This window comes from Paenibacillus sp. AGC31 (assembly GCF_057334655.1).
On record NZ_JBHFJH010000024.1, the window covers coordinates 191232 to 213779 of the forward strand.

At 47.0% G+C, this 22548-nt stretch carries 18 protein-coding genes; 15 read left to right on the top strand and 3 right to left on the bottom strand.

Going from position 1 to position 22548, the window contains the following annotated elements; genetic code table 11:
• The first annotated feature begins 21 nt into the window (after window positions 1-21).
• The 4 genes from ACE04G_RS08645 (at window position 22) to ACE04G_RS08660 (ending at window position 5559) form a co-directional block, all read left to right on the top strand.
• Complete coding sequence (locus ACE04G_RS08645; RefSeq protein WP_486094372.1) at window positions 22-1074, top strand: CotH kinase family protein; 1053 nt, start codon at window positions 22-24, stop codon at window positions 1072-1074.
• Window positions 1075-1318: 244 nt separating this feature from the next.
• Window positions 1319-3127, top strand: a complete 1809-nt coding sequence (locus ACE04G_RS08650; protein WP_339182380.1) for an ABC transporter ATP-binding protein — start codon at window positions 1319-1321, stop codon at window positions 3125-3127.
• On the top strand, window positions 3108-4946 hold the full coding sequence (locus ACE04G_RS08655) for an ABC transporter ATP-binding protein (protein ID WP_339182382.1): 1839 nt from the start codon (window positions 3108-3110) through the stop codon (window positions 4944-4946). The genes ACE04G_RS08650 and ACE04G_RS08655 overlap by 20 nt, the downstream gene beginning before the upstream one ends.
• 277 nt (window positions 4947-5223) lie before the next feature.
• Window positions 5224-5559, top strand: a complete 336-nt coding sequence (locus ACE04G_RS08660) for a hypothetical protein (protein ID WP_339182384.1) — start codon at window positions 5224-5226, stop codon at window positions 5557-5559.
• 92 nt (window positions 5560-5651) lie between these two features.
• On the opposite strand, the gene ACE04G_RS08665 is transcribed toward ACE04G_RS08660, so the two are convergent.
• A complete protein-coding gene (locus ACE04G_RS08665) occupies window positions 5652-7256 on the bottom strand; it encodes a bifunctional metallophosphatase/5'-nucleotidase (protein WP_339182386.1) in 1605 nt (534 codons plus the stop codon).
• 258 nt (window positions 7257-7514) lie between these two features.
• Between ACE04G_RS08665 and ACE04G_RS08670 the strand changes: the two genes are divergently transcribed.
• The 5 genes from ACE04G_RS08670 (at window position 7515) to ACE04G_RS08690 (ending at window position 11665) form a co-directional block, all read left to right on the top strand.
• Complete coding sequence (locus ACE04G_RS08670; protein WP_373428267.1) at window positions 7515-8513, top strand: phosphate/phosphite/phosphonate ABC transporter substrate-binding protein; 999 nt, start codon at window positions 7515-7517, stop codon at window positions 8511-8513.
• Between the two features lie 177 nt (window positions 8514-8690).
• Complete coding sequence (gene phnC / locus ACE04G_RS08675) at window positions 8691-9488, top strand: phosphonate ABC transporter ATP-binding protein (protein ID WP_062837418.1); 798 nt, start codon at window positions 8691-8693, stop codon at window positions 9486-9488.
• The gene (gene phnE, locus ACE04G_RS08680) at window positions 9485-10336 is read left to right on the top strand and encodes a phosphonate ABC transporter, permease protein PhnE (RefSeq protein WP_260632567.1); all 852 of its coding nucleotides are present in this window, start codon (window positions 9485-9487) and stop codon (window positions 10334-10336) included. The genes phnC and phnE (ACE04G_RS08680) overlap by 4 nt, the downstream gene beginning before the upstream one ends.
• Window positions 10333-11139 (top strand): phosphonate ABC transporter, permease protein PhnE, encoded by an 807-nt coding sequence (phnE, locus tag ACE04G_RS08685; protein ID WP_221818930.1) that lies wholly within the window; start codon window positions 10333-10335, stop codon window positions 11137-11139. The genes phnE (ACE04G_RS08680) and phnE (ACE04G_RS08685) overlap by 4 nt, the downstream gene beginning before the upstream one ends.
• Window positions 11140-11404: 265 nt before the next feature.
• Complete coding sequence (locus ACE04G_RS08690; protein ID WP_405131521.1) at window positions 11405-11665, top strand: hypothetical protein; 261 nt, start codon at window positions 11405-11407, stop codon at window positions 11663-11665.
• Window positions 11666-11761: 96 nt separating this feature from the next.
• On the opposite strand, the gene ACE04G_RS08695 is transcribed toward ACE04G_RS08690, so the two are convergent.
• Entirely contained in the window at window positions 11762-14548 is a 2787-nt protein-coding gene (locus ACE04G_RS08695; RefSeq protein WP_449005347.1) for a DUF5689 domain-containing protein, read from the bottom strand.
• A gap of 222 nt (window positions 14549-14770) precedes the next feature.
• Complete coding sequence (locus tag ACE04G_RS08700) at window positions 14771-15247, bottom strand: RNA polymerase sigma factor (protein WP_076213502.1); 477 nt, start codon at window positions 15245-15247, stop codon at window positions 14771-14773.
• A 215-nt stretch (window positions 15248-15462) separates the two neighbouring features.
• Between ACE04G_RS08700 and ACE04G_RS08705 the strand changes: the two genes are divergently transcribed.
• The 6 genes from ACE04G_RS08705 to ACE04G_RS08730 all read left to right on the top strand — a co-directional run bounded on the left by ACE04G_RS08705 (window position 15463) and on the right by ACE04G_RS08730 (window position 22196).
• The gene (locus ACE04G_RS08705) at window positions 15463-16176 is read left to right on the top strand and encodes a response regulator transcription factor (RefSeq protein WP_036606313.1); all 714 of its coding nucleotides are present in this window, start codon (window positions 15463-15465) and stop codon (window positions 16174-16176) included.
• Window positions 16173-17639: a sensor histidine kinase gene (locus tag ACE04G_RS08710; protein WP_221818933.1), complete on the top strand. Its 1467-nt coding sequence runs from the start codon at window positions 16173-16175 to the stop codon at window positions 17637-17639. Before ACE04G_RS08705 ends, ACE04G_RS08710 begins: the two co-directional genes overlap by 4 nt.
• Entirely contained in the window at window positions 17636-18799 is a 1164-nt protein-coding gene (locus tag ACE04G_RS08715; RefSeq protein WP_221818934.1) for a hypothetical protein, read from the top strand. The genes ACE04G_RS08710 and ACE04G_RS08715 overlap by 4 nt, the downstream gene beginning before the upstream one ends.
• Before the next feature lie 219 nt (window positions 18800-19018).
• The gene (locus ACE04G_RS08720; RefSeq protein WP_221818935.1) at window positions 19019-19702 is read left to right on the top strand and encodes an ABC transporter ATP-binding protein; all 684 of its coding nucleotides are present in this window, start codon (window positions 19019-19021) and stop codon (window positions 19700-19702) included.
• A gap of 18 nt (window positions 19703-19720) precedes the next feature.
• On the top strand, window positions 19721-21091 hold the full coding sequence (locus ACE04G_RS08725; RefSeq protein ID WP_221818936.1) for an ABC transporter permease: 1371 nt from the start codon (window positions 19721-19723) through the stop codon (window positions 21089-21091).
• Between the two features lie 28 nt (window positions 21092-21119).
• Window positions 21120-22196, top strand: a complete 1077-nt coding sequence (locus tag ACE04G_RS08730) for an efflux RND transporter periplasmic adaptor subunit (RefSeq protein ID WP_221818937.1) — start codon at window positions 21120-21122, stop codon at window positions 22194-22196.
• Window positions 22197-22548: the final 352 nt, after the last annotated feature.

Genomic DNA, 22548 nt, shown 5'->3' on the forward strand with positions numbered 1-22548 from the left:
GTCATTGAAAGGCGGATGAACATGGGTTTACCTGTCTACCGGATTGCTGTGCCTGCGCAGGAGTATCAACAACTGACATCCGATATATGGTCTGAACAACTGGTTAAAGGCTCCATGCAGATGGACGGCAAACAGATCCCGATCCGGATTCGTTATCGAGGAGGGCATACACGCGGTTATCCCAAAAAGTCATTTGAGATTCGTACATCCAGCCGGACGTATCATTTTAATGCGGAGTATGATGATCCTTCGTTGTTGCGTAATGCACTTTCTTTTCGTTTTTTTGAGTCGATTCGTGTACCCGCACCGTCTACACAACACTGCGTACTCTATCTGAACGGGCAGCTTCTGGGTGTATACCTGAGGATCGAAGGAGTGAAATCCTTCTTTTTTCGCCAAAGGAAAATCCCTGTGCGCAGTATCTTCTATGCGGTGAATGATCATGCTGGTTTTACGATAAATTCGGATTCCTCTTCAACAAGTACCGATCTATTGTCAGGGTACAGCTTAATTCGTGGCAAAAATGTGGATCGCACAAGGCTGCGTAACTTTATTCAGCAGTTGAACACTAAGTCCAAACTGGAATTGTTTCGTTTTTTACAGTCGAGGGTGGATACAGACAATTATTTACGCTGGTTAAGTGGAGCTGTACTTACAGGGAACTTCGACGGATTTCATCAGAATTACACATGGTATGAGAAAATCAAAAGCGGTAAATATGGCATCCTGCCTTGGGATTATGAGGGTACTTGGGGGAGGAACTGTTATGGAACACGAGTTGACCCCAATCTTGTTCGTATTCAGGGGTATAACAGACTTACTGGACGATTGCTGGCATTCCGCAGTTTCCGTCAGCAATATAAGAAGCTGTTGCGACAGCATCTGATGAATGCTTTTACAGAGAAGCGAATTATGCCCTTGGTGAATCGGTTACACAATGAGATTCGTGAAGATGTCAACAAAGATCCTTACATGAAATGGCCCATGGATGTATTTGCAGGTGAACCGGAAAGAATTCGCGAATATGTGGTGAAACGTCGGGAGTATCTAAGTGAAAAACTACATCAGCTGTAAGCACTTAACTAGCGCGGGGAGGGAGACCTTCCTTTTTTTACTGCCAAAATGAAGAGAAGTTTATTGTAATGGGAAAAGTAGGGTAATAAGAATAGAAGCGGCATTGTAAAATACGCTATAATAACCATATGTGTACATAGAAATGATTACATATTGGACGCTGTGGAGAAAACAACATGTCTAATGGAGGCTCTGAGCTGGAACGTGTTATCGGTTTAGGGTGCTCCAAGCCGGAGGAATGCTTATGATCAAGCTGTTGTACTACTTGAAGAAGTACCGAGTTGCCGCGATTGCAGCCCTGGTCATGATGTTAATTGAGCTTGCGGTGGAGCTGGCTCAGCCTTATCTGATCTCCAAGATCATCGATAACGGGATTCAGCAGGGAGACTTATCTGTCGTCTGGTTGTGGGGCGGTGTGCTGGTTGGTAGTGCTGTTGTGGCCTTTGCTGCCGGAATTGCGAGTTCGTTCTTTGCATCCCATGCAAGTCTGGGGTTCGGATACGATCTGCGGGAGAAGCTGTATGAGAAAGTGCAAACGTTCTCTTATGCCGTCTTTAACCGGTTCGCGACGTCGTCCCTGATTACACGATTAACGGGGGACGTGACCCAGGTTCAGGACACCGTCTTCATGAGTCTGCGCTTCATGACGCGTGTGCCCCTTGTGGTGATTGGTAGCATGATTATGGCAGTGATCGTGAACCCGAGGCTGGGTCTGCTGCTGGTTGTCATGGTGCCTGTACTGCTCATTGTTGTGGTGTGGATGATCAAAAAGGCAGCGCTGCTGTTCCGCAATGTGCAGCGCAGACTGGATGCCGTCAACGGAGTCATCCAGGAGAATCTGACAGGCATTCGGCTGATCCGTGTTTTCGTACGGATGGGCCATGAGATTGAGCGCTTTGCCGGTTTCAGCGGCAAGCTGATGAAAGGCACAATCTCCGCGCTGCGCCTGACGGAGACCACAATGCCGTTCATGCTACTAATGATGAACGTTTGTATCATCGCCGTGCTTTGGTTTGGACGAGTCGACATTGCCTCCGGTAATGCAACTGTGGGTGAAGTGGTCGCTGTCATTAACTACCTGCTTCGTACAATTGGTGCCATGTCTGCGTTGTCATGGATTCTGGTAACCTTCTCCAGAGCAAGCGCTTCGGCGCAACGACTGAATGAAGTGTTTAATACGGAGGACACGTCGGAGACTGAACAGACGAAGTTGTTATCAGCGTCTGTACCATCTGCTGGATCTGTGAAATCTTCGCATTTTCCGCAATCTGTATACCCGGCGAAGAAACAGCGAGCTGTACAGGGAGCGGTTGAATTCCGCAGTGTAGGCTTCAGTTATCCGAATAGTGAAATTACAGTACTGGATAACATTACATTCACGGCAAAAGCGGGGGAGCGCATTGCCATTATGGGAGCAACTGGCTCAGGCAAATCTTCGCTCGTACAGCTCATTCCACGATTATACACAGAGGATCAAGGAAAGGTACGGATTGATGGTGCCGATGCATCAGAGCTGGATCTGTCCATGTTGCGTGGTGCGATTGGTTATGTGCCTCAGGAAGTTGTCCTGTTTACCGGTTCCATACGGGAGAATATTGCCTGGGGTCAGGAAGATGCTACCTTGGATGAGATCGTGGAAGCCGCAAAGCGCGCGCAGATCCATGAAACGATTGAGAATTTATCAAACGGTTATGATACATTGCTGGGTCAACGGGGAGTTAATCTCTCCGGTGGACAGAAGCAGCGACTTTCCATTGCACGAGCACTGGTACGTAGACCAAGGATTCTGATTCTGGACGATAGCACAAGTGCACTGGATGTGGCTACAGAAGGCAGACTGCTGGATGCGCTGGAAGAATTGTCGTGTACAACGTTTATCATCACCCAGAAGATCAGTTCGACCACTTCGGCGGATCTGATTCTGCTACTTGATGATGGACAACTCATTGGGCAAGGAAAACATGAAGACCTGATGGAATCGTCAGAGCTGTATCGTCGAATCCATGAATCACAATACGGGGAGGGTGCACAGCATGTTCAAAGCATTCATTGAGCCTTTCCGTCAGCCGCCACCGCCGATTGATCCGGAGACGTTACGATCAGGTGGTGGTCGCAAACCCAAGGCACGGGCGAAGAACTGGTCCGGTACGTTAGGTCGTATCTGGACCTATCTGGCACGTCGCAAGGTTAAGCTGTCCATGGTACTGTTGATGGTGTTTGCCAGCTCCGCACTCGCTTTGCTTGGCCCTTACATGGTAGGGGTGGCCGTGGATGATTTCATCGCGGGTGAAGTCGACTCAAGCTGGACTCGGTTTCTGATTGGATTAACTGCAGTGTATGTCTTGTTCTCTCTTACGTCTTGGTTACAAAATATATGGATGATCGAAATTGCACAGGAAACTGTGTTCCGCATGCGGTATGATCTGTTCTCCCATCTGCACAAGCTGCCGATTCCATTCTTCGGTAAACGCCAGCAGGGTGAGATTATGAGCCGGGTGACCAATGATATCGAGAATGTCAGCGGTACGTTGAATAGCTCGGCGATCCAGATTTTCTCGAGTGTACTAACACTGCTCGGAACATTTGGGGTTATGCTCTGGCTCAGTCCGCTACTGACCCTGCTTACCTTTATCGTTGTGCCTTTGATGGCCATCGGCATGCGTTGGATTACGCGCAGAACGGGACCGCTCTTCAAGGAGCGGCAGCGCAATCTCGGTGAACTTAACGGTTATATCGAAGAGACTTTATCCGGGCAGCGGATCATTAAGGCATTCTCCCAAGAGGAGCGAGTGATTCGCGGTTTTGAGGAACGAAATACCCGCATCCGGATTTCCGGTTTCTGGGCACAGACGATCTCTGGTTTTATCCCGAAACTGATGAATGGATTGAACAACCTGAGCTTTGCGATTGTGGCGGGCATCGGTGGTATTCTGGCGATTCAGGGTTCCGTTACGGTCGGGGTGATTATTATCTTTGTGGAATATGCCCGTCAGTTCACCCGTCCGCTGAATGATCTGGCGAACCAGTGGAATACGTTATTGTCCGCGATTGCGGGGGCTGAGCGCGTATTTGAGGTGCTGGATGAAGATGAGGAAGCGAAGGATGAAGGGGCAGCGGTATCTCTGGACAAGGTAGAGGGAGCCGTTCGTTTCGACAAAGTATCCTTTGGATACGATGAAGGGCGTAACATTTTGCATGAGATCAGCTTTGAAGCCAAACCGGGGGAGATGATTGCCCTTGTGGGTCCGACCGGAGCGGGGAAAACAACTTTAATTCAGCTGTTATCCCGTTTCTATGATCCAACAGGTGGCACATTAACGGTAGATGGACGCGATATGACCACCATTCGGCGTGAGAATCTGCGGTCACATATGGCATTTGTATTACAGGATTCATTTTTGTTTCAGGGTACGATTCGGGAAAATATTCGATTTGGCCGTCTGGACGCGACGGATGAAGAGGTGGAAGCAGCCTCCCGGCTGGCTAATGCCCATTCCTTCATTGTACGGATGAAGGATGGATACGACAAAGTGCTCCAGGCCGACGGGAGCGGCATTAGTCAGGGGCAGAAGCAACTACTCGCCATTACCCGGGCAATCTTGGCAGATCCATCCATACTTGTATTGGACGAAGCGACGAGCAGTATTGATACTGTTACGGAGATTAAAATCCAGGAAGGGCTACAACGCCTGATGCAAGGCCGTACCAGCTTTGTCATTGCCCACAGGCTGAACACGATCCGTCAGGCCGACCGGATTCTGGTGCTGAAGGATGGGCAACTACTGGAGCAAGGCTCGCATGATTCATTGCTGGAACAAGGCGGTTTCTACAGCGAGCTGTATTACAGTCAGCTGCGTAAAAAAGCTCAGTAGTCATTATGGATAATATGTGACATGTATTAGAAAAAAACTTGTAGGTATGTAAAATGAGCAGGGATGAGGGCACGGTGCTCCTCACTTCTGCTCTTTTTGCATATTTTATTGAATAAACGTGGGAAATGGAACTGTGATTGTATGTTAAAATAAGGATATATTGGAATAGGTCCGATTTTGGAAGGTTGCCAGCGGTTTTGAAGCATGAGAATGAATTTTTACACGTATGCCTGTAGTCAGTCATGTGATGCATTAAAAGAGAGGAGGGCAATGCGGAATGGAATTTAAATTTGGGAATGCTGCTCTTCTTTTTCCCCCTTTACACATTACGATTATCGCAATCATTATTATTTTCATTCTAGTAAGGTGGAGCAAGCAGTTAGAAACAAGACGTTTTACGGTTTTCTTTTACTTTTTGATCAGTACGTTCATTACTCCAATTTATTCTCAAAGTACATCAGAAGGTGTCTTTGAGCTATGGATCCCCGCAGGGTTTATTTTGGTTTTCTTTTATTTGATTCGCAGCGAAAGAAATCATCCATCTAAAATGAAAGCGAGTATCTTAGGATTTTCAATAGCGTTATATCAGTTAATTCTTCAATATGTCGGATAACGGGACAGGACAGGATAATTCAACAAGAACAAGTAAGCAATAGGTTGAAAACAAAAGAGCAGATCCTGATCACAGGACCTGCTCTTTCTCATTTAACTTCCAATAACTTTCCAGTTATTAGCCTGCTCCACCGTTAACGGCTGGTGTCTGCGAATATAATCCTCCGCCAGTGCGGCCATGTCCGTGGCACCTTCGTGCAGTACCTTTTTGCCCGGATACATTGCATAATCCCCGCCGCCAGCAGCGCGGTAGCTGTTCATCACCACAGAGTACATGCCATCCATGTCCATTGGCTTGCCTTCATGTTCCAACTTTACAACTCGACTGCCAACAGGTTGGGAGATATCCAGCTCGTATTCCATGCCAGACCACATATCGTAATTATAATGTTGGGGTTTGGGTTCCATATAAGCCGGATTGACTGCCACCTCACCAGAAGCATTCACTTCAAAGTAACGTGCCGTTTGTTCCAGTGCCTCCCGGATATCCTGACCACTTAACTCAAGTACCGTCAGAGTATTAGGATAGATGAAGTTGGATAATACGTCCCGAACGGTGATGTGACTCCCGAAACCGCGAGCTTCTTCACTCAGCATGGCGGTATTGGAGAGCTGCGCTCCAGTCGCTTCCATCTGCACTTGATGTACAAAAGCAATGAATGGATGTGCCTTGAGTCGCAGAGCCGTAGCATTGGTGATGGATAAATCCCCAGCCACCTCGCCAATGGGTTGATCAAGCCATGCTTGTGCCTCAGTTTCCAGCTCTTCCGTTAGTTTCATGACGGTTGCATCAGGTTCAACCTCATGATGTTCATCCAGAAGTAACAACCGAGCCTGTTTATCTGTAATCTGCCACTTGCCGCCCGATGATTGTTCCAACTGAATGGATACATGCCCCGCACCATTTCCACTGAAGCCCGGCTGAATGACGGTTACACCATGAATATTAGCGGTAAGCTGACGATGCTGGTGTCCGGTAAGCAACACATCGATACCTTCGATGTCCCGGCAGATGGCATAGCCTTGATTTTCTCCAGTTAACCGTTCTGCGGGCTCGCCTGTCTCCAGATCACTCTCAAATCCGCCGTGATAACTGACAACCATTACATCTGGTTGTTCATGCTCGCGTATATAGCTAACCCATGTACGAATGGTCTCCAAGGCATCAAGGAACTGTAAACCCTCAATATTTTTCGGGTGCTCCCAGTTTGGAATGTAATGCGTAGTTGCGCCCAACAGGGCAATTTTGACGCCAGAAGATAAGGTTTTGATTAGATACGGAGGACCGAAGGCAGGTACATCTGGTTGCTCATTTTTTACAATATTGGCAGACAGCCAGGGGAAATTAGAAGCTTCAACTGCTCCGCGCAACAGACTCTGACCATAGTTAAACTCGTGATTGCCCATCACCGCAGCATCATAACCGAGTTCATTCAGTACCGTTATGAATGGATGAACTTCGTTTGTGGAAACCTGTGAAGCTGCATAGGAGGCCAAGGGTGATCCTTGCAGCAGATCCCCGTTATCCACCAGCATCAATTCAGGTGAACGTTCACGTTCCTTACGAATCAGGGAAGCCAGCAGGGCAAGCCCAGCGGGGCGGTAGGCATTGGTATTGTAATGAATGGGACGGATCGCCCCGTGCAGATCACTGGTATACAGAATATCGAAGCTTGCCGTATGGTTTGTGGATGTCATTTTACAATCTCCTCTAATATATAAGTTCAGATATATGGAATTACCATAAAACGGAGAAGAATGAATAGCCTGAAGAACCGAAGCATACGCCGTGATCTCCGATGTTCTTCCTATATCTTCAACCATAATGAGCCTATTCTAACAGATACAAGTCGCGCTGACAGCCTGACAGGAAACTTTACAAAACTCCAAATTTCGTTTCACATCGCGCTAATATTTGGCAACTATAGTAGATAAGTACTGAAAAATAGAAACTCTTTGGAGGGTGTTCGTTTGAAGAAGTCTGCTTTATTTTTACCATTGTTGATTTTGGTTCTGTTTCTGAGTGCTTGTGGGTCTAGTAGTAGTACAACAGGTTCGGCTAACGGGGAAAATGCGAGTTCTAATGCATCCGGTACGTCTACGGCAGAGACAGAGAAAGCTGTCGAAGGATATGTGCCAACTGAATTGACGGTTCAATTTGTTCCTTCCCAGAACGCAGACACGCTTGAAGCCAAAGCGAAACCGCTGGAGAAGCTGCTTGGTGACAAACTGGGCATTCCGGTAAAAGTCAGCGTATCCACCGACTACAACACAATTATTGAAGCAATGGCTTCCAACAAAGTAGACGTAGGTTTCTTGCCTCCGACAGCTTATGTACTGGCTAAAGAAAAAGGCGCTGCGCAGGTTATTTTGCAAGCACAACGTTTCGGTGTAAATGATGAGACAGGAGCTCCTACAGAGCAACTGGCAGATTCATATAAATCCATGTTCATTGTGAAAAAAGATTCGCCGATTCAATCCATCGAGGACCTTAAAGGTAAAAAAGTCGCTTACCAAAACGTAACGTCTTCCGCAGGTTATGTATGGCCAGCAGGTCTGTTGTTGGACAGAGGCATTGATCCATTAAAAGATGTAACACCTGTAACGTTGAAAGGTCATGACCAAGGAGTTATCGCTGTATTGAACGGTGACGTTGATGCAGCAGCTATCTTCCAGGATGCCCGCAACACGGTAGCTAAAGACTATCCGACTGTATTTGAAGATACACGTGTACTGGCGTTTACTGAGCCTATTCCTAACGATACCATTGCCGTTCGTACAGACATGAATGCAGATTGGACTGCGAAGATCAAACAAGCCTTCATCGATATCGGTAAAGATACTGAAGGTCACCAGATCATCAAAGAAATCTATACGCATGAAGGTTATGTAGAGTCCGATGATAGCAAGTTTGAGATCGTTCGTCAGTATGGCGAAAAAGTGAAAGGTGAATAATTCTGATCCAAAAGTAGTTCGGGATCTGTTCACTTTGTAGTAGCTTTCTTGGATGGGAACAGCTTAATCGTAGCAATGGACAGGCCAGTTCAGCGTGATCTACGCTGCGCTGGCTTGTGCTATTATAGCAAGGACTCATGTATGGTTGATCATTATGAATGAAAGAAGGATATTGTCATGATTGAGCTTCATAACGTTACCAAAACTTACGCTAACGGCACCAAGGGCCTGGATAATATTAATCTGAAATTTGAGCAGGGTGAATTCATTGCTGTTGTGGGCCTGTCCGGTGCGGGTAAATCAACGCTCTTACGCTCCATTAACCGACTGCACGACATTAGTGAGGGAGAGATTCTGATTAACGGAAGCTCCATCACGAAGGCACAAGGCAAACGGTTACGCATGATCAGACGTGACATCGGCATGATCTTCCAGAGTTTCAATCTGGTGAAACGGTCCAGTGTACTTCGTAACGTACTCGCTGGACGGGTTGGATATCATTCCACCATGCGTACCATTCTGGGTCGTTTTCCAAAAGAGGATATTGAACTGGCATTCACTGCGCTGGATCGTGTGAATATCTCGGAGAAAGCTTATTCCCGTGCAGATCAGTTGTCTGGTGGACAACAACAGCGTGTGGCTATTGCCCGTGTACTGGCACAGGAAGCAAAAATCATTCTGGCCGACGAACCGGTTGCTTCACTCGACCCGCTTACAACGAAGCAGGTTATGGATGACCTGAAACGTATTAATCAGGACCTTGGGATTACGACCATCGTCAACCTTCACTTTATTGATCTGGCGAGAGAGTATGCGACCCGTATTGTCGGATTACGAGCAGGTGAGGTGGTCTTCGACGGCCCGGTGGAAGAGGCAACGGATGAGCGCTTTGCAGAGATTTACGGCAGACCGATTCTGGCCGACGAATTGCTGGACAAGCAGGCTGTGCATGAGCAGGGAGAAGTTGTGGTATGAAGGGGCAGTCCAACGTTCCACTTCAGAATTCAGGCGGAGTGGGGAAGGAACCTGGTTCCAGCCCGGCTCAAGTTGTGAACCGCCCGAAACCGCCTGGGCGTACGAAACATTTGCTCACCTTAGTGATCATTCTGCTCCTTTTGTGGGCTAGTGCCAAACAGACGGATGCCAGTTTTACGGAGTTGTTTGAAGGTTTCCCCAACATGTTGGATCTGCTGAAGGAGATGTTTCCGCCCCGGTGGAGTTACTTTGATAATATCGTGCAAGGCATGCTGGAAACGATTCGAATGGCCCTGATTGGGACAACCATTGGTGCAATTATTGCGATTCCGGTCTCGATTATCTGTGCCGGTAACCTGATGCCAAGTCGCTGGATCTACTATCCGGCGCGCTTTCTGCTGAACCTGATTCGGACCGTGCCGGATCTGTTGCTTGCTGCTTTGTTCGTTGCTGTGTTTGGTTTGGGGCCAATCCCCGGAATCTTGGCACTGGCTGTGTTCTCGATAGGTCTGATTGCGAAGCTGACCTATGAGACGCTGGAAACCATTGATCAGGGGCCGCTGGAAGCGATGACGGCTGTTGGTATGAACCGGATTCAGCTCATTGTATATGGCGTGGTGCCGCAACTGGCTGCCCAGTTCACATCCTATGTGCTGTATGCCTTCGAAATTAATATACGTGCCGCTGCCATTCTGGGACTGGTGGGAGCCGGAGGAATTGGACTCTACTATGAGGCAACACTTGGATTCCTGGAGTATGACAAGACCAGCGTAATCATTCTGTTTACCCTTGTCATTGTTCTGATCATTGATTATGTAAGTACTAAGCTGCGGGAGAAATTGCTATGATGAAAAATGAAACAAGCCGCATCCGGCCTAAACCACGGAAGAACCCGCTACGCTGGGTCATTGTGTTACTGTTAATCCTCTTGTATGCCTGGGCGCTTGCCGGTGTACCGTTTACTGGGTTTAAGGAAACTGCCGCTCAGATTATGAAAGCCATTGTAGCCGGGATTTTCTCACCGGACTGGGAGTTTGTATATTTGCCTGAGGGAGAGGACTTGCTGCGAGGTCTCCTGGATACGTTGGCAATCTCCGTACTAGGTACTGTAATCTCGGCCGTGCTCTGTATCCCGTTTGCATTCTGGTCTGCCCGGAACATGAGTGGACATCGTTCCATCTCAGGTGCAGGTAAAATGGTACTCAGCTTTATCCGTACGTTTCCTGAGATTATCATGGCCTTGTTGTTTATTAAGGCAGTAGGCCCCGGATCGTTCGCAGGGGTACTCGCCCTTGGATTGCACTCCATCGGCATGTTAGGCAAATTGTACGCGGATGAAGTTGAAAATATCGACTACGGCCCATCTGAGGCGCTGCTTGCCTCCGGAGCCAATCGCATGCAGCAGTTGTGGTTCGCCATCCTGCCGCAGGTTATGCCTGGATTCCTGAACTATACGTTGTATCGTTTCGAGATTAATGTACGTTCCGCGACCATACTGGGTGTAATCGGAGCAGGGGGGATTGGTACACCGCTGATCTTTGCACTTAGCACACGGAACTGGCCGCGAGTAGGTATTATCCTGCTGGGTATTATCGTGATGATCACGATTATCGACCTGATCTCGGGGTATATTCGGAAGAAACTGGTGTAGAGTTAATGTGGCGCTACGAATATATTAGATGATAAATTAAGATAAGTTGATAGCGTAAGAAGAGAGGGCTATTCGGTGCCGGAATATTGGCAGGGATAGTCTTTTTTTGTGTCTGCAAATAAACAACGTTTTTTGTTGCTCACCTAACCGTTGAGGAATAAGAGGGTTCCAAGAATATGTATAAAATGATTGAATTATTTTCCAAATACATGTAAAATTAATAGGTTTCTATATAAAGGGAATTCAGGGATAAGGAAGGTGACCTATGGAATTATTTCAAAATATATGGATTGGGTTTATGGTACTCCTATTACTGTACAGAATGATCTTTCAGAAGTTTAAAAAACATAACAGAGAAAATATTGGACTCAGTGTAATCCTGATTATTTTCACAGGAAGCAGTTATACGTTTACACAGATGAACTTGATTTTTGTCATTAGTGTTATCGCCGTGGCCGCTTATTCTGCTGTATGGAACAGCATTCTATTTGTTAGAAATGGATATGAGCCTGAACGTTTGAAATGAATGAAAAAAACCGAAACCAGGTTGCCCTGTGAATCAGGCAATGTTGGTTTCGGTTTTTTAGTTGTTTGGTTAAATGTTAGGCTTCTTTACTGAGACTTAGCTAGCTAAAGGCAATGCTTTAGTAACTTGAACCGTAATTGTCTCGGTGCTGGTTACGCCTGCGGCGTTGATCAGCTCAGCACGGTACGTGTACGTTCCGTTAGCGCGACCGGACAATTCAGTTGTAGCACTTTGAGAAGCTGGTGTTGCTGCGTTCAACGCTTGTGTATCAATCAATACATCATTCTCATAGAGACGGTATTCCGTTGCGTTTGTACCCCACCAGAGGTTCATGGATACGTTATAGTTGCCATCACCATCCCAGTTGTTTTGGGACAACGTAGCTTTGCCTGGAGCAGCATTGGTTACTTGTACTGTCAGCACGTCACTGCGTGTTGTGCCTTTGTCATTGGTCAGCTCGGCTACGTAGGTATACGTACCGTTGGCTTTACCTGTAATAGCCGTTTTGGAGGACTGAGCCGATGGTGAAGCCGCAGTCAACTTCTGTGTATCGATTAGAACGCCGTTCTCATACAGTTTGTACTCGGAACCATTTTCGCCCCACCAGAGGTTCATGTTTACGTTATACGAACCTTCGAACAGGCCAGTGGTATATCCATTATCAGAAGAAAGCACCGGTTTACCCGGTGCTCCTGCAGCTGGAGTGGAAGGCACTTCGCCTCCACCTTGATCTACAGCAGGTACAAAATCATTCAAACTTCTAGGTTTCAATTGATATACATCTTTGAAAATAGCGGAAACGCCTGTGATATCGATTTTGTCACCAGCAGCATAAGGGAAGGAAGTCTCCGTCACACCTGTACGGGTATCTACACGGATGTGTGTGCTCGTTCCATCTGCTGCTACCGCGTCGAATTCAAAAGATCCAACTGGTGTGGCACTGATGATATTCTCGATTGTTACATCCTTCAATTGAACCAGTTGACCTTGGTTCGCATCTGTAATTGCTGTAACTTCGATTGGAGCAGGTATGGAAGCTGTACCTGTTTTCTCAACCGCAACGATATCGGTAAGCTCAAACTCGCTGTTATAGATGGTTGTTGCTGCCGTTACTTTTACTTTATCACCTGCATGGAAGCCGCTAGTATGCTGGAATACGTAGATTCCAGCAGTTTCATCTTGAAGATAGAAGGCTTGTCCACCAAATGCACCCGGCTCTGTCGTCACAACACCTTCAATCGTTACGGTAGTGCCAGCTGCTTTGGTGCGTGCTTCAGCAACGGTGATAGCTGCTGGAATCGGTCCTTCTTCTTCTGGAAGCTGTTCTGCTGGCACATTACCTACGGTCACGGCATTAGTGATCAGGTTGCTACCATTCAGACGCAGACGCAAGCTGGCAGCGCCAGTTGTACCTGGTTTGATGCGTACGTTCAGATCTTTGATCGCGCGACCTTTGCTGTCTGAGGTTACACTGAATGTGGAGCTGTAGCCGTACGAAGTCGGCCAAGTACCACTTTCATTCTGGATCATGGCGACCTGTGTTCCGCCAGTCAGATAGATACCGGCACTATAACCGGATACGGTTGTGTTGGGTGGCATGTTCTCCACAACTACACGAACCTGGAAGTCTTCTGCATTTGGGAGAGTATCCTGTTTCACGAAGCTGTAGGCAGCATTTGCACTGGATGCAGGGCCGCCGTAAGAACCAGCCTTGAACGTGGAACGATCGTACCACTTGTATCCGGCAGCAGGTGCGGACCAAGGTTCAGCTTGTGGTTCTGTGGAAGCAGCCGGCTCTTCGAATGGCAGCAACGCTGTAGCTGTGTCCAGTTCAAGTCCGTTCACTTCAGTCAGGCTTGTGTAGTTCTCTTGTGTAGCAAGCCAGTTCACGGTGTTCACGAGCAGCACGGCATCATCGGCTTCTTTAAAACCGTCATAAGTTGTTTTGCGTGTGCCTGTCTCTTCACGCAAATATTTTGGTGATGCATCTTCTACTGGAGAGGAGTCACCGATGAAGGCAGCTTTACCTGCGCCCAGCTTGGATACAGCCACGTATGGACCTTCTTCAATCCCGCCACCGTTGTAGACGCCTTGGTCCACTGCATTATTCCATTTTGCATTGGTTTTTGGCAGGTACACAATGCCTTTTGCTTTTTCCGGATCGGTGATTGCGAGTGTTGAACCGGCGTGCATGGCTACAGCCGATACTCCTTCTGTGATGCCGAAGGCTTGATCTGCCGGTACGACGATATTGGCGTTGATATCGCCAAGTGCGTTATAGCGGAATCGTACGCCAAAGTTATCGGACAACCAGTCCGTGCCGGTTACATTTTGCATGGCTTCAGAATTACGCTCATCAGTGCTCATACCTTTGGCCGGATCTTCGAATGCTCCCCGACGATAGCCGTTGATGACCTCAGAGCCATCCCAGCGGTTTTTGTTACGGTCGGCATTATAGTGATCTCCAACAAAGAAGATGCTGCCGCCTGTTTCAACATATTGTTTAAGTGCTGCTTGTTCGGATGTTTTGAAAGGAATTTGAGGCTCTGCAATAACGAATACGTTATACTCTTTCAGATCATCATAGGTAAATGGAGTTGTCTTGCGAAGTTCTTTGACATCGTAACCATCATTCGCGAGTGCATTCCCGAAGTCGGAGAAACCTCCATCAATCACCCAGTCTGCAGCTCCAGCCGTTTGGCCGTGAGAGTTGTCGAATAGTACTTTCTTACCTGCATTTTGGTTCACAATCTTTGCCTGGATGAACGGTGCCGGGTCTGTCGGTCCTTCCGCATGAACCGATGCATCTCCGTTCCATAATCCGATCTGAAGTGGCAAAGCCATGGACAATGCCAGGAGTGATTTTAGAAATACTCCTCGCATACCTGTTAATTTATCCAACCAAATCCCTCCCAAATATTAGTTGATTCATGAGTTCGTCCATATTCTACCACATGAAAATCTCACATAGTCATAACAATTTGTAAAAATTAACTCGATATTTGTAAAATTGGGTCTTTTGACATATCCATAGGTAATTCGATCCTGTCTTTATTTATCCAATCTACCTTCGTATATTGATTTCGGCATTAAAAAAGCCATCTCTTATGAGATGACTTTGGCCCGAATTCGATTGACGGCATGGAAGACAGAGGATTTAATCATACCTTCACTCCGATTCACCAGCTCTGCCGTTTCCTTAATGGAGTATCCATGGATGAGGCGAAGTTCTAATATTTTACGATGTTCGGTGTTGTTAATATGGGAAACAAGATCATGAACACCTTCGCTAATTTCAAGGTGGGATGTATCGACGTGGTGGGTAGGTACCTCCAGACGGCTGTCTCGTCTAAGTGTACGGGTCCGCCTGCGGAAGCTGTCCATCGCCAGGTTACGGGCAATGCGTTTGAGATAATAGAGAATGCGATCTTCAGGGATATCCACGGTAACGTTCATTAATCGAATGAAACAATCCTGAGCCAGATCTTCTGCATCTTGCGGTTGTTTGACGATATGGGATAGATACCTCGTGATTTCTGATTTATAGTTGATATAAGCTTCATTAATTCGTGTGCTGTTCATATGATGTGAATCCCCCTTGGATACAGATCAGGCATGGGTCCGGTCTGGTATGAGTCTCTTATGATCCAAGTATATCGGGAGGTTGTTTCCAAAAGGTTCAGAGTTGTATCGGAGTTGTAACATTTCGTGCTTCCCTCTATCCAAGCATACGGCTTGGGATACAAAATATAGGCAGATGAAGGAAATTCATAGAGCAGGGAGATTACGAAAGTATCATGAGACAAAAAGAGATTTTGATTATTGAGGACGAGGAGTCCATTCGCGATATTTTGTCCTATTCGTTACGTAAGGAAGGATTTGAGATCAAGGAAGCAGCTACGGGAAAAGAGGGCCTGGATCTGCTTCGGGATTCGAAGCCGGATCTGATCCTGCTGGATCTGATGCTGCCGGATATGAGCGGTTTTGATGTGTGCAGACAATTATCTGTGAACTCCAAGATACCTGTCATCATGATCACTGCGAAGTCGGACATGCTGGACAAGGTACTTGGCATGGAGCTTGGGGCGGATGATTATATCACGAAACCTTTTGATATCCGGGAGGTGGTTGCGCGCATTCGGGCGATTTTTCGCCGGATTGATCTCATCAGCGAGACACTGGAGAATCAGTCCTATGAGGTTGTAAGGCTAGGCAAGCATATTGAGATTCGCAAGGATGAACGGGAAGTGTGGAAAGACGGGGAACGGGCAGGACTTACGAACAAGGAATATGATCTGTTGTTATTTCTCGTGACCCATCATCGTAAGGTTCATACACGTTCTGAACTGCTGGACAAGGTATGGGGATTTGATTTTGCAGGGGATACCCGAACAGTGGACATTCATGTGCAACGGATTCGCAAGAAACTGGATAGTGGTGTGCAAGGCATTTCGATGATTGAAACGGTATTCGGTGTGGGGTACAAGCTGAATATTCAGGTACAGACATGAAGTGGACGATCCAGTTCAAAATGGTGGTGTTATTCTCTGTCATCGTCTTTATCGGATTCTCCGTTCTGCTGATTCTATCCAATAAGGTAGCTCAGGAGAATATGTACCGGGAAGTGCATGAGGATATGGTGCAATCCAAACGAAATCTGGACATCGCGCTGAATCAATACTTCCTGATCCATAACAAACGCATGAGCAGAGACTCGCTCGAAGCCGGAAGTCGCGAGCTCGCGGAGCAGATTGGATCAGCCGTTGGAGGGGAGATTACAGTATTTCGTCCTGATGCCTCGTCATACGGATCGGTGGGCAACGAGGTTAACGTGGCTAAGCGGTCTGACCATCCTGATATGGAAGAAGCCAAACACTCCCGAATCGCGTACACCACAGTTGTGGATAAAGGCCAGGTCACGGCCAGTCTGTCCTTCCCGCTCCAGACGGATCAACAATTGATTGGAATCGTACAGATGGAGAAGGATTATACGGACTTGTTTAAACGCAACCTTCGTTTTCAAAATACGATCAAGCTGTTCGCAGCAGTTATTTTTGTATTTTTATTTATCGCATCCATCTTTATTTCCCGGAAAATCACACAACCCATCCGTGTACTCACAAAGCGTTCTGCCGAAGTGGCCCAAGGGAGTCTGAACGCAGACATCCAGATTACCACCAAGGATGAGATCGGTGAACTGGCTTCAAGCTTCACCGTCATGATTGATCGGATAAGGGAGCAGATTGATGTGATTGAGCGGGAGCGGGACGAAGTGAAACAAGTACAGGCGCGAAGCAAAGTCTTTTTTGACAATGTGACGCATGAATTAAAGACACCGCTCACGACGATTCTGGGATACGCCCAGATTTTGCGGGATAACGGATTCACCGATCAGGACTTTTTTGACAAAGGCATGAATTATATTATCAAGGAAAGCCAGCGTCTCAACACGATGGTTGCTGATATTCTGGAGGTGTCGGTCTCGTCTGCGGTCATTCAGGCGTACCGATTTGAACGTATAGATGTATCGGACATCATTCGTGAAGCTTGTGAGGACATGTCGATTAAGGCGGGCAAGTACAATATAGGCATCCATTATGAGCTGGAGGAACATCAGTATTTACAGGGAGATCGGGATAAGTTGAAGGAGGTCTTCCTTAACGTTCTGGATAACTCAATCAAGTACAGTGATGTGAATTCAATCATCGAGGTGCAATCTTTCCGGTTGGCTGATGTCATAGCTATCGTAATTCGTGATCAGGGAGAGGGTATTGGTGCTGAGGCACTTCAGCATGTATTTGAACCTTTTTACCAGGATAAAGAGATCAATAGGGCGGAGAAAGGCAGCGCGGGGCTCGGCTTGTCTATTGTGAAGAACATCGTTGAACGTCACGGAGGAACAGTGGAGATGAAGAGTATCATGCGTCAAGGGACACAAGTAAATATCAGTCTTCCGGGGGAAATGAACACATGAGACATCCCGGATTTTGGCGTAAAAACCGCGACAGATTGATGCTGTCAGGGCTGTTAATTGCATTTGTCAGCGGAATCTTCGGGATTGGCAGCCTGTTCAGTATCGCAAACCTCAAACCAAGAACCGTAATTTTGCCAGGTGAGCAATTCAATAGCCGTCTGGCGCCGCCACCGAGCAGCACAATTCAGATCGAGTCAGCTACCAAGATTCCAAATGACTTTCCGATCTTTGATTTTGAAGTGGTAGACCGGAACACGATTATATTAAATCAACTGGAATCTTCCTATTCCAGACTTCAGTTGTCTCTCCTGCATCTGGATGATAATGAAGTGAAGAGTATTGCGAGTAATACAGATTACGGTGTAGCGATCAGCCCGGATCACAAGAAGATCATATACTCCCAATACCGGGCGGGTCAGACGCTGAAGACGACGTATGAGTATGTGATTGAGAGCGGGGAGCGTCGCAAGCTTCCGAACGACAACTCCTATTATAGAGTGTTTGTAGGGAACGAATCCTACATCGGTCAGGATGATCTCTTATTCAAACAAGTAGATCTGAGCCAGGGGACGAGTCAAGTCATCTACACATATGATGAGCTGATGGACATGTTCACAGGACCAAGACAAGGGAAAGGTTCGAATGATACGTTTATCGTGATGGATGTCTTGCAGGTTAGTGAAGACCTGAAACAGTTTTATATGCTGGTGATGCTAAAAGACAATTATGCCATCTATCGTGTATCGCTTGAGGACGAGCATGAAGTGAAGGCATATGCTGCAATGGAAGACATTCAACAATTCAAGTTACTGAAAAGTGGTGACATGCTCATCCAGGGAACGATGAATAAGGTACAGGGGCTGTATCGGTATCGTGCAGCACAGGAGCAGTATGATCTGGTATTAAAAGGTTCCATCTGGAACTTCGAACTGGATGCAGAGGAATCGCGAATCGCATACTTTTACCCGATGGATAATCAGAATCAGAAGAATGAGTTGCATATTGCCTACCTGAATGACAGCAAGCTTTCGTCGGATACGGTGATCTACCGCAATATTGATAACTTCATCAATCTGAAATGGAATGACGATGAGCTATTTGCAGTGGGCAGCACGATGGATAAAAGTGAGATGTACCGCTTTAGTTTTAGAGCCTGGTAAGCAGCAAAAGGTACAAGAATATTAGACCTTGGGTCTGGATGGAGCTGGCGATAGCTACTCTGCGGACAAGGTCTTTTTGTTTTGATATTTTACAAGTTGGATACAACTCCGGCCAGCCCGGATACATCTCGAACCTATAATAAAAGGGAATGTGCGACGCGAATCTTTACGTAACAACCTCTGTACATATTTAGTAAGTAGAAAGGAAGACATGTAGCAATGCTTCAAGTTGAACAATTATCCCACTCGTTCCGCAATGGCCAGGGAACCGTGCCGGTTCTTCAAGATATCAACCTGACGATTGGAGAAGGCAAGATGGTGGCCCTGCTGGGCAGTTCGGGTTCAGGCAAGTCTACACTGCTTAATCTGATGGCGGGGCTGATGAAACCGGATCAGGGCAAGATTCTAATTGCTGGACAAGATATTGTACGTTTCAGTGAAAATCGCCTGGCGGAGTTCAGGCGCAATCATATCGGGTTTATTTTTCAATCCTATGAGCTGCTGTCCAATCTTACGATCCGGGAAAATGTAGAGTTACCCTTGGTGTTCATGGGTGTAAGCCCTTCGAAACGCAAAGCAAAAGCATTGAAGCTGTTGGAGCAGGTTGGACTGGGGGAAAAGGCAAGCTTATTCCCGTCCCAGTTGTCGGGCGGTCAACAACAACGTGTCAGTATTGCACGCTCGCTCATTACCGAACCCTCGGTTATCTTTGCAGATGAGCCGACAGGAAATTTGGATACCGAGACGGAGGAAGAGATTATTGCGATTTTGCAGCAGCTTAACCGGGATATGAATACAACCTTTGTGATTGTGACACATGAAGCAGAGGTCGCCGAGCAGATGCAGGTCGTTCTTACCCTGCAACATGGGATACTGGTCGAAGAAGCTGTAAGGAAAGTTTGAGGCAAAAGGAGAGGAAATGTGAGAATACGGGATGTAGCACGTATGGCCTGGGGACAGATCATTCGCAGAAAAATGGTCACCCTGTTGTGCATGATGGGGCTGTCCATCGGCTCTGCCGCCATGATCATTGCACTTAGTGTGGGGCAGTCCGTACAGACCTATAGCGAGAGAACATTAAACGACAATTACAAGATGGATGAGATTACGATTACGCCCAATGAAGGCATTCGTACAGGGAACGGCAAGGGGAGCGGTCAGACATCGAAGTTTGAACGGGGCGCGTTGACGTTGGAAAAGATCCAGATTATCCAAAGGCTCCCCCATGTGGTTGCCGTGGCTCCCATGTTAAAGCTGGATTCGCTGGAAATGGTGCTTCCAGATGGTCGCAGTACCTATGTTGAGGTCATTGGTACTCAGCTGGAGACCCTGGGTGGGTTTGGATACAAGTATGCTGAGGGGCGTGGTGCGGAAGATGGTCGTATGGCGGTGACCAGTTATGGGACCGCATTTGGACTCGTAGACCCGAAAGTAACTCAGAAGTTATTCGAGCAGTTGAATGCTGATCCATACAACAATGCGCTTTTGGAAGAGTATATGGCGATTGCATCGAAGCAGGATCAGCTCGTCCAGCAGCATGTTCAATTTCGATATGAAGACTTTGTGAATGCAAGCAAAACCAGAATGAGCGGCTCCATACGTGTATCTGGAGAACTAATGAAACCCTCCAATATGGATGATATGACTGCTCAGGGTGACAAAAAAGTATATCTGCCACTCGATACAGCTCGTGCATTGCAGGATGAGCTTGGATTGCAACAGACAGACAATAGTTCGGCCAAACATCTTAACTCGGCCTTGGTCAAGGTAGAGGATAAACGCTATGTATCTCAGGTGGAAGAACAGATCCAAAAGCTAACGTTAAACACACAGAGCAATCTGTTCCAGGAGGAAGCGATGTCAGGTCAATTGGCGATGTACCAAAAAGCGGCATTGGGCATCGGTGGTTTTATCATGCTGCTGGCCTCATTATCCATTATTGTAGCAATGATTATGTCTACGCATCAACGGCGTAAGCAGATTGGTGTAATGAAGGTGCTGGGCGCAAATCTGTGGCAAATCCGCCAGATGTTTATTACGGAAGCAGCGATGCTTGGATTAATGGGCGGTGTGGCTGGTGTGGGGATTGCCTTTGCTGCCCTCGGCGGGGTGAACAGTCTGCTGGCGAGTCAGATGGCAGATCAGATGAATGGTCCGATGACCGTCGTTATTCAGCAGTCGGCTCTGCCACTGGGCATCGTTTTTGCTGTTCTGGTTGGCATTGTATCGGGTATATATCCGGCAATCAGCGCATCTCGGACCAATGCATTAACTGTGATCAAATCGATGTAATTTTATCAGCGAAAGGGAAATGGGGCACATGAAGAAATGGATTAAAATCATCATCACCGTTGTACTTTTGGCAGGTGCGGGGTACTGGTCATATGAAAAGTACAAGCCAAAACCGGAGGCACCTATAGAGATGCCACCCCCGATTACCTTTGATGTGACACAGGAAACGATGACGCAAACGATACAGGTGAAGGGGAAATCCGTATACACCGATCAGACGGATATCTTCGCTCCGTATGCTTCCAACATCAAGCAGTGGAACGTGAAAAGTGGTGAGCAGGTGAGCAAAGGCGATATCCTGTTCACCCTCGATACTTCCACGTTGCAAACAGAAGTTGAACAGTTGCAGAGTGATCTGGAGAAAGCCCAGCTGGAAAATAAGATGAATCAGGTTAGCCTGGATCAGGCGAATATGAGCGAGTCGCTTGGCGTGACGGAAGAGGAGCGCAAGAAGGCATTTGCAGATCGGGAAGGTAAACGCCTGACGAATGAGTTGAATCAGAAAGCGCTGGTCCTCAAGGAGAAAGAGATACAGAAAAAGCAGGCAGTAATAAGTAAGTCTGTTGTATATGCTTCCGCTTCCGGTATATTTCAGATGAATGAAGAGGATAGCAAGACACGTGCGGTGACGGAAGGACAGCTGATCGGATCCATTACAAACATCAGCAAACTGAAATTTATGACGATCGTTGGTGAGGAAGAAATGTTCAGGCTCAAGGTGGGGATGCCGGTTAAGGTGCGAATGACAGCGCAGAAAGACCTGCAATTCACCGGGAAGGTGAGTAAGGTATCCAAATTCGCCCGCAAGAGTACCGATACGGACCTCAAGCAAGCTTCACAGTTTGACGTGGTCATTGATCTGAAGCCGGACGCCAGAATGTATGGAGGCGTGAGTCTGGAAGGCGATATCGAGACAATGCGGAAGGATAAAGTGACGGTAGTGTCCAGTCTCGCGATTATGCGGGATCAGACCGAGCCTTACGTACTGTTAGACAAAGGCAATGGACAGACAGAGCCGCTGACGATCCAGGCTGGAATGGAAACGGGGGACAAGACGGAAGTGGTTAGTGGGTTGAAACCGGGAGACATTGTCGTTTTACCGTAGACGTAGGAAACTATGAACAAGGCATTATATGTAATGACTAGCTAGACGAGCGGTCGATTCGACCTTGAAAAACACAAGGTTCATTGTGGCATATGGCCATGATGAGCCTTTACTGTGGTGAGGGGCAAGGGATGTTCAGATTCCTGCCTGAATTATGGAAAAAAATATAATTAAATTTATATAATTCAATTTACAGTAATATTTACATGTCGTATAATTAGAACATAAGGAGGTGACACCGAACATCATGTTTGTAGATGGATAGGCGAAGACCTTTTTTTTAACTGCTTGAAGAAAGCGCTTACCAAATTTAGGAATCAGACATCCCACAAGTCTTTTTTCACACTTCTTC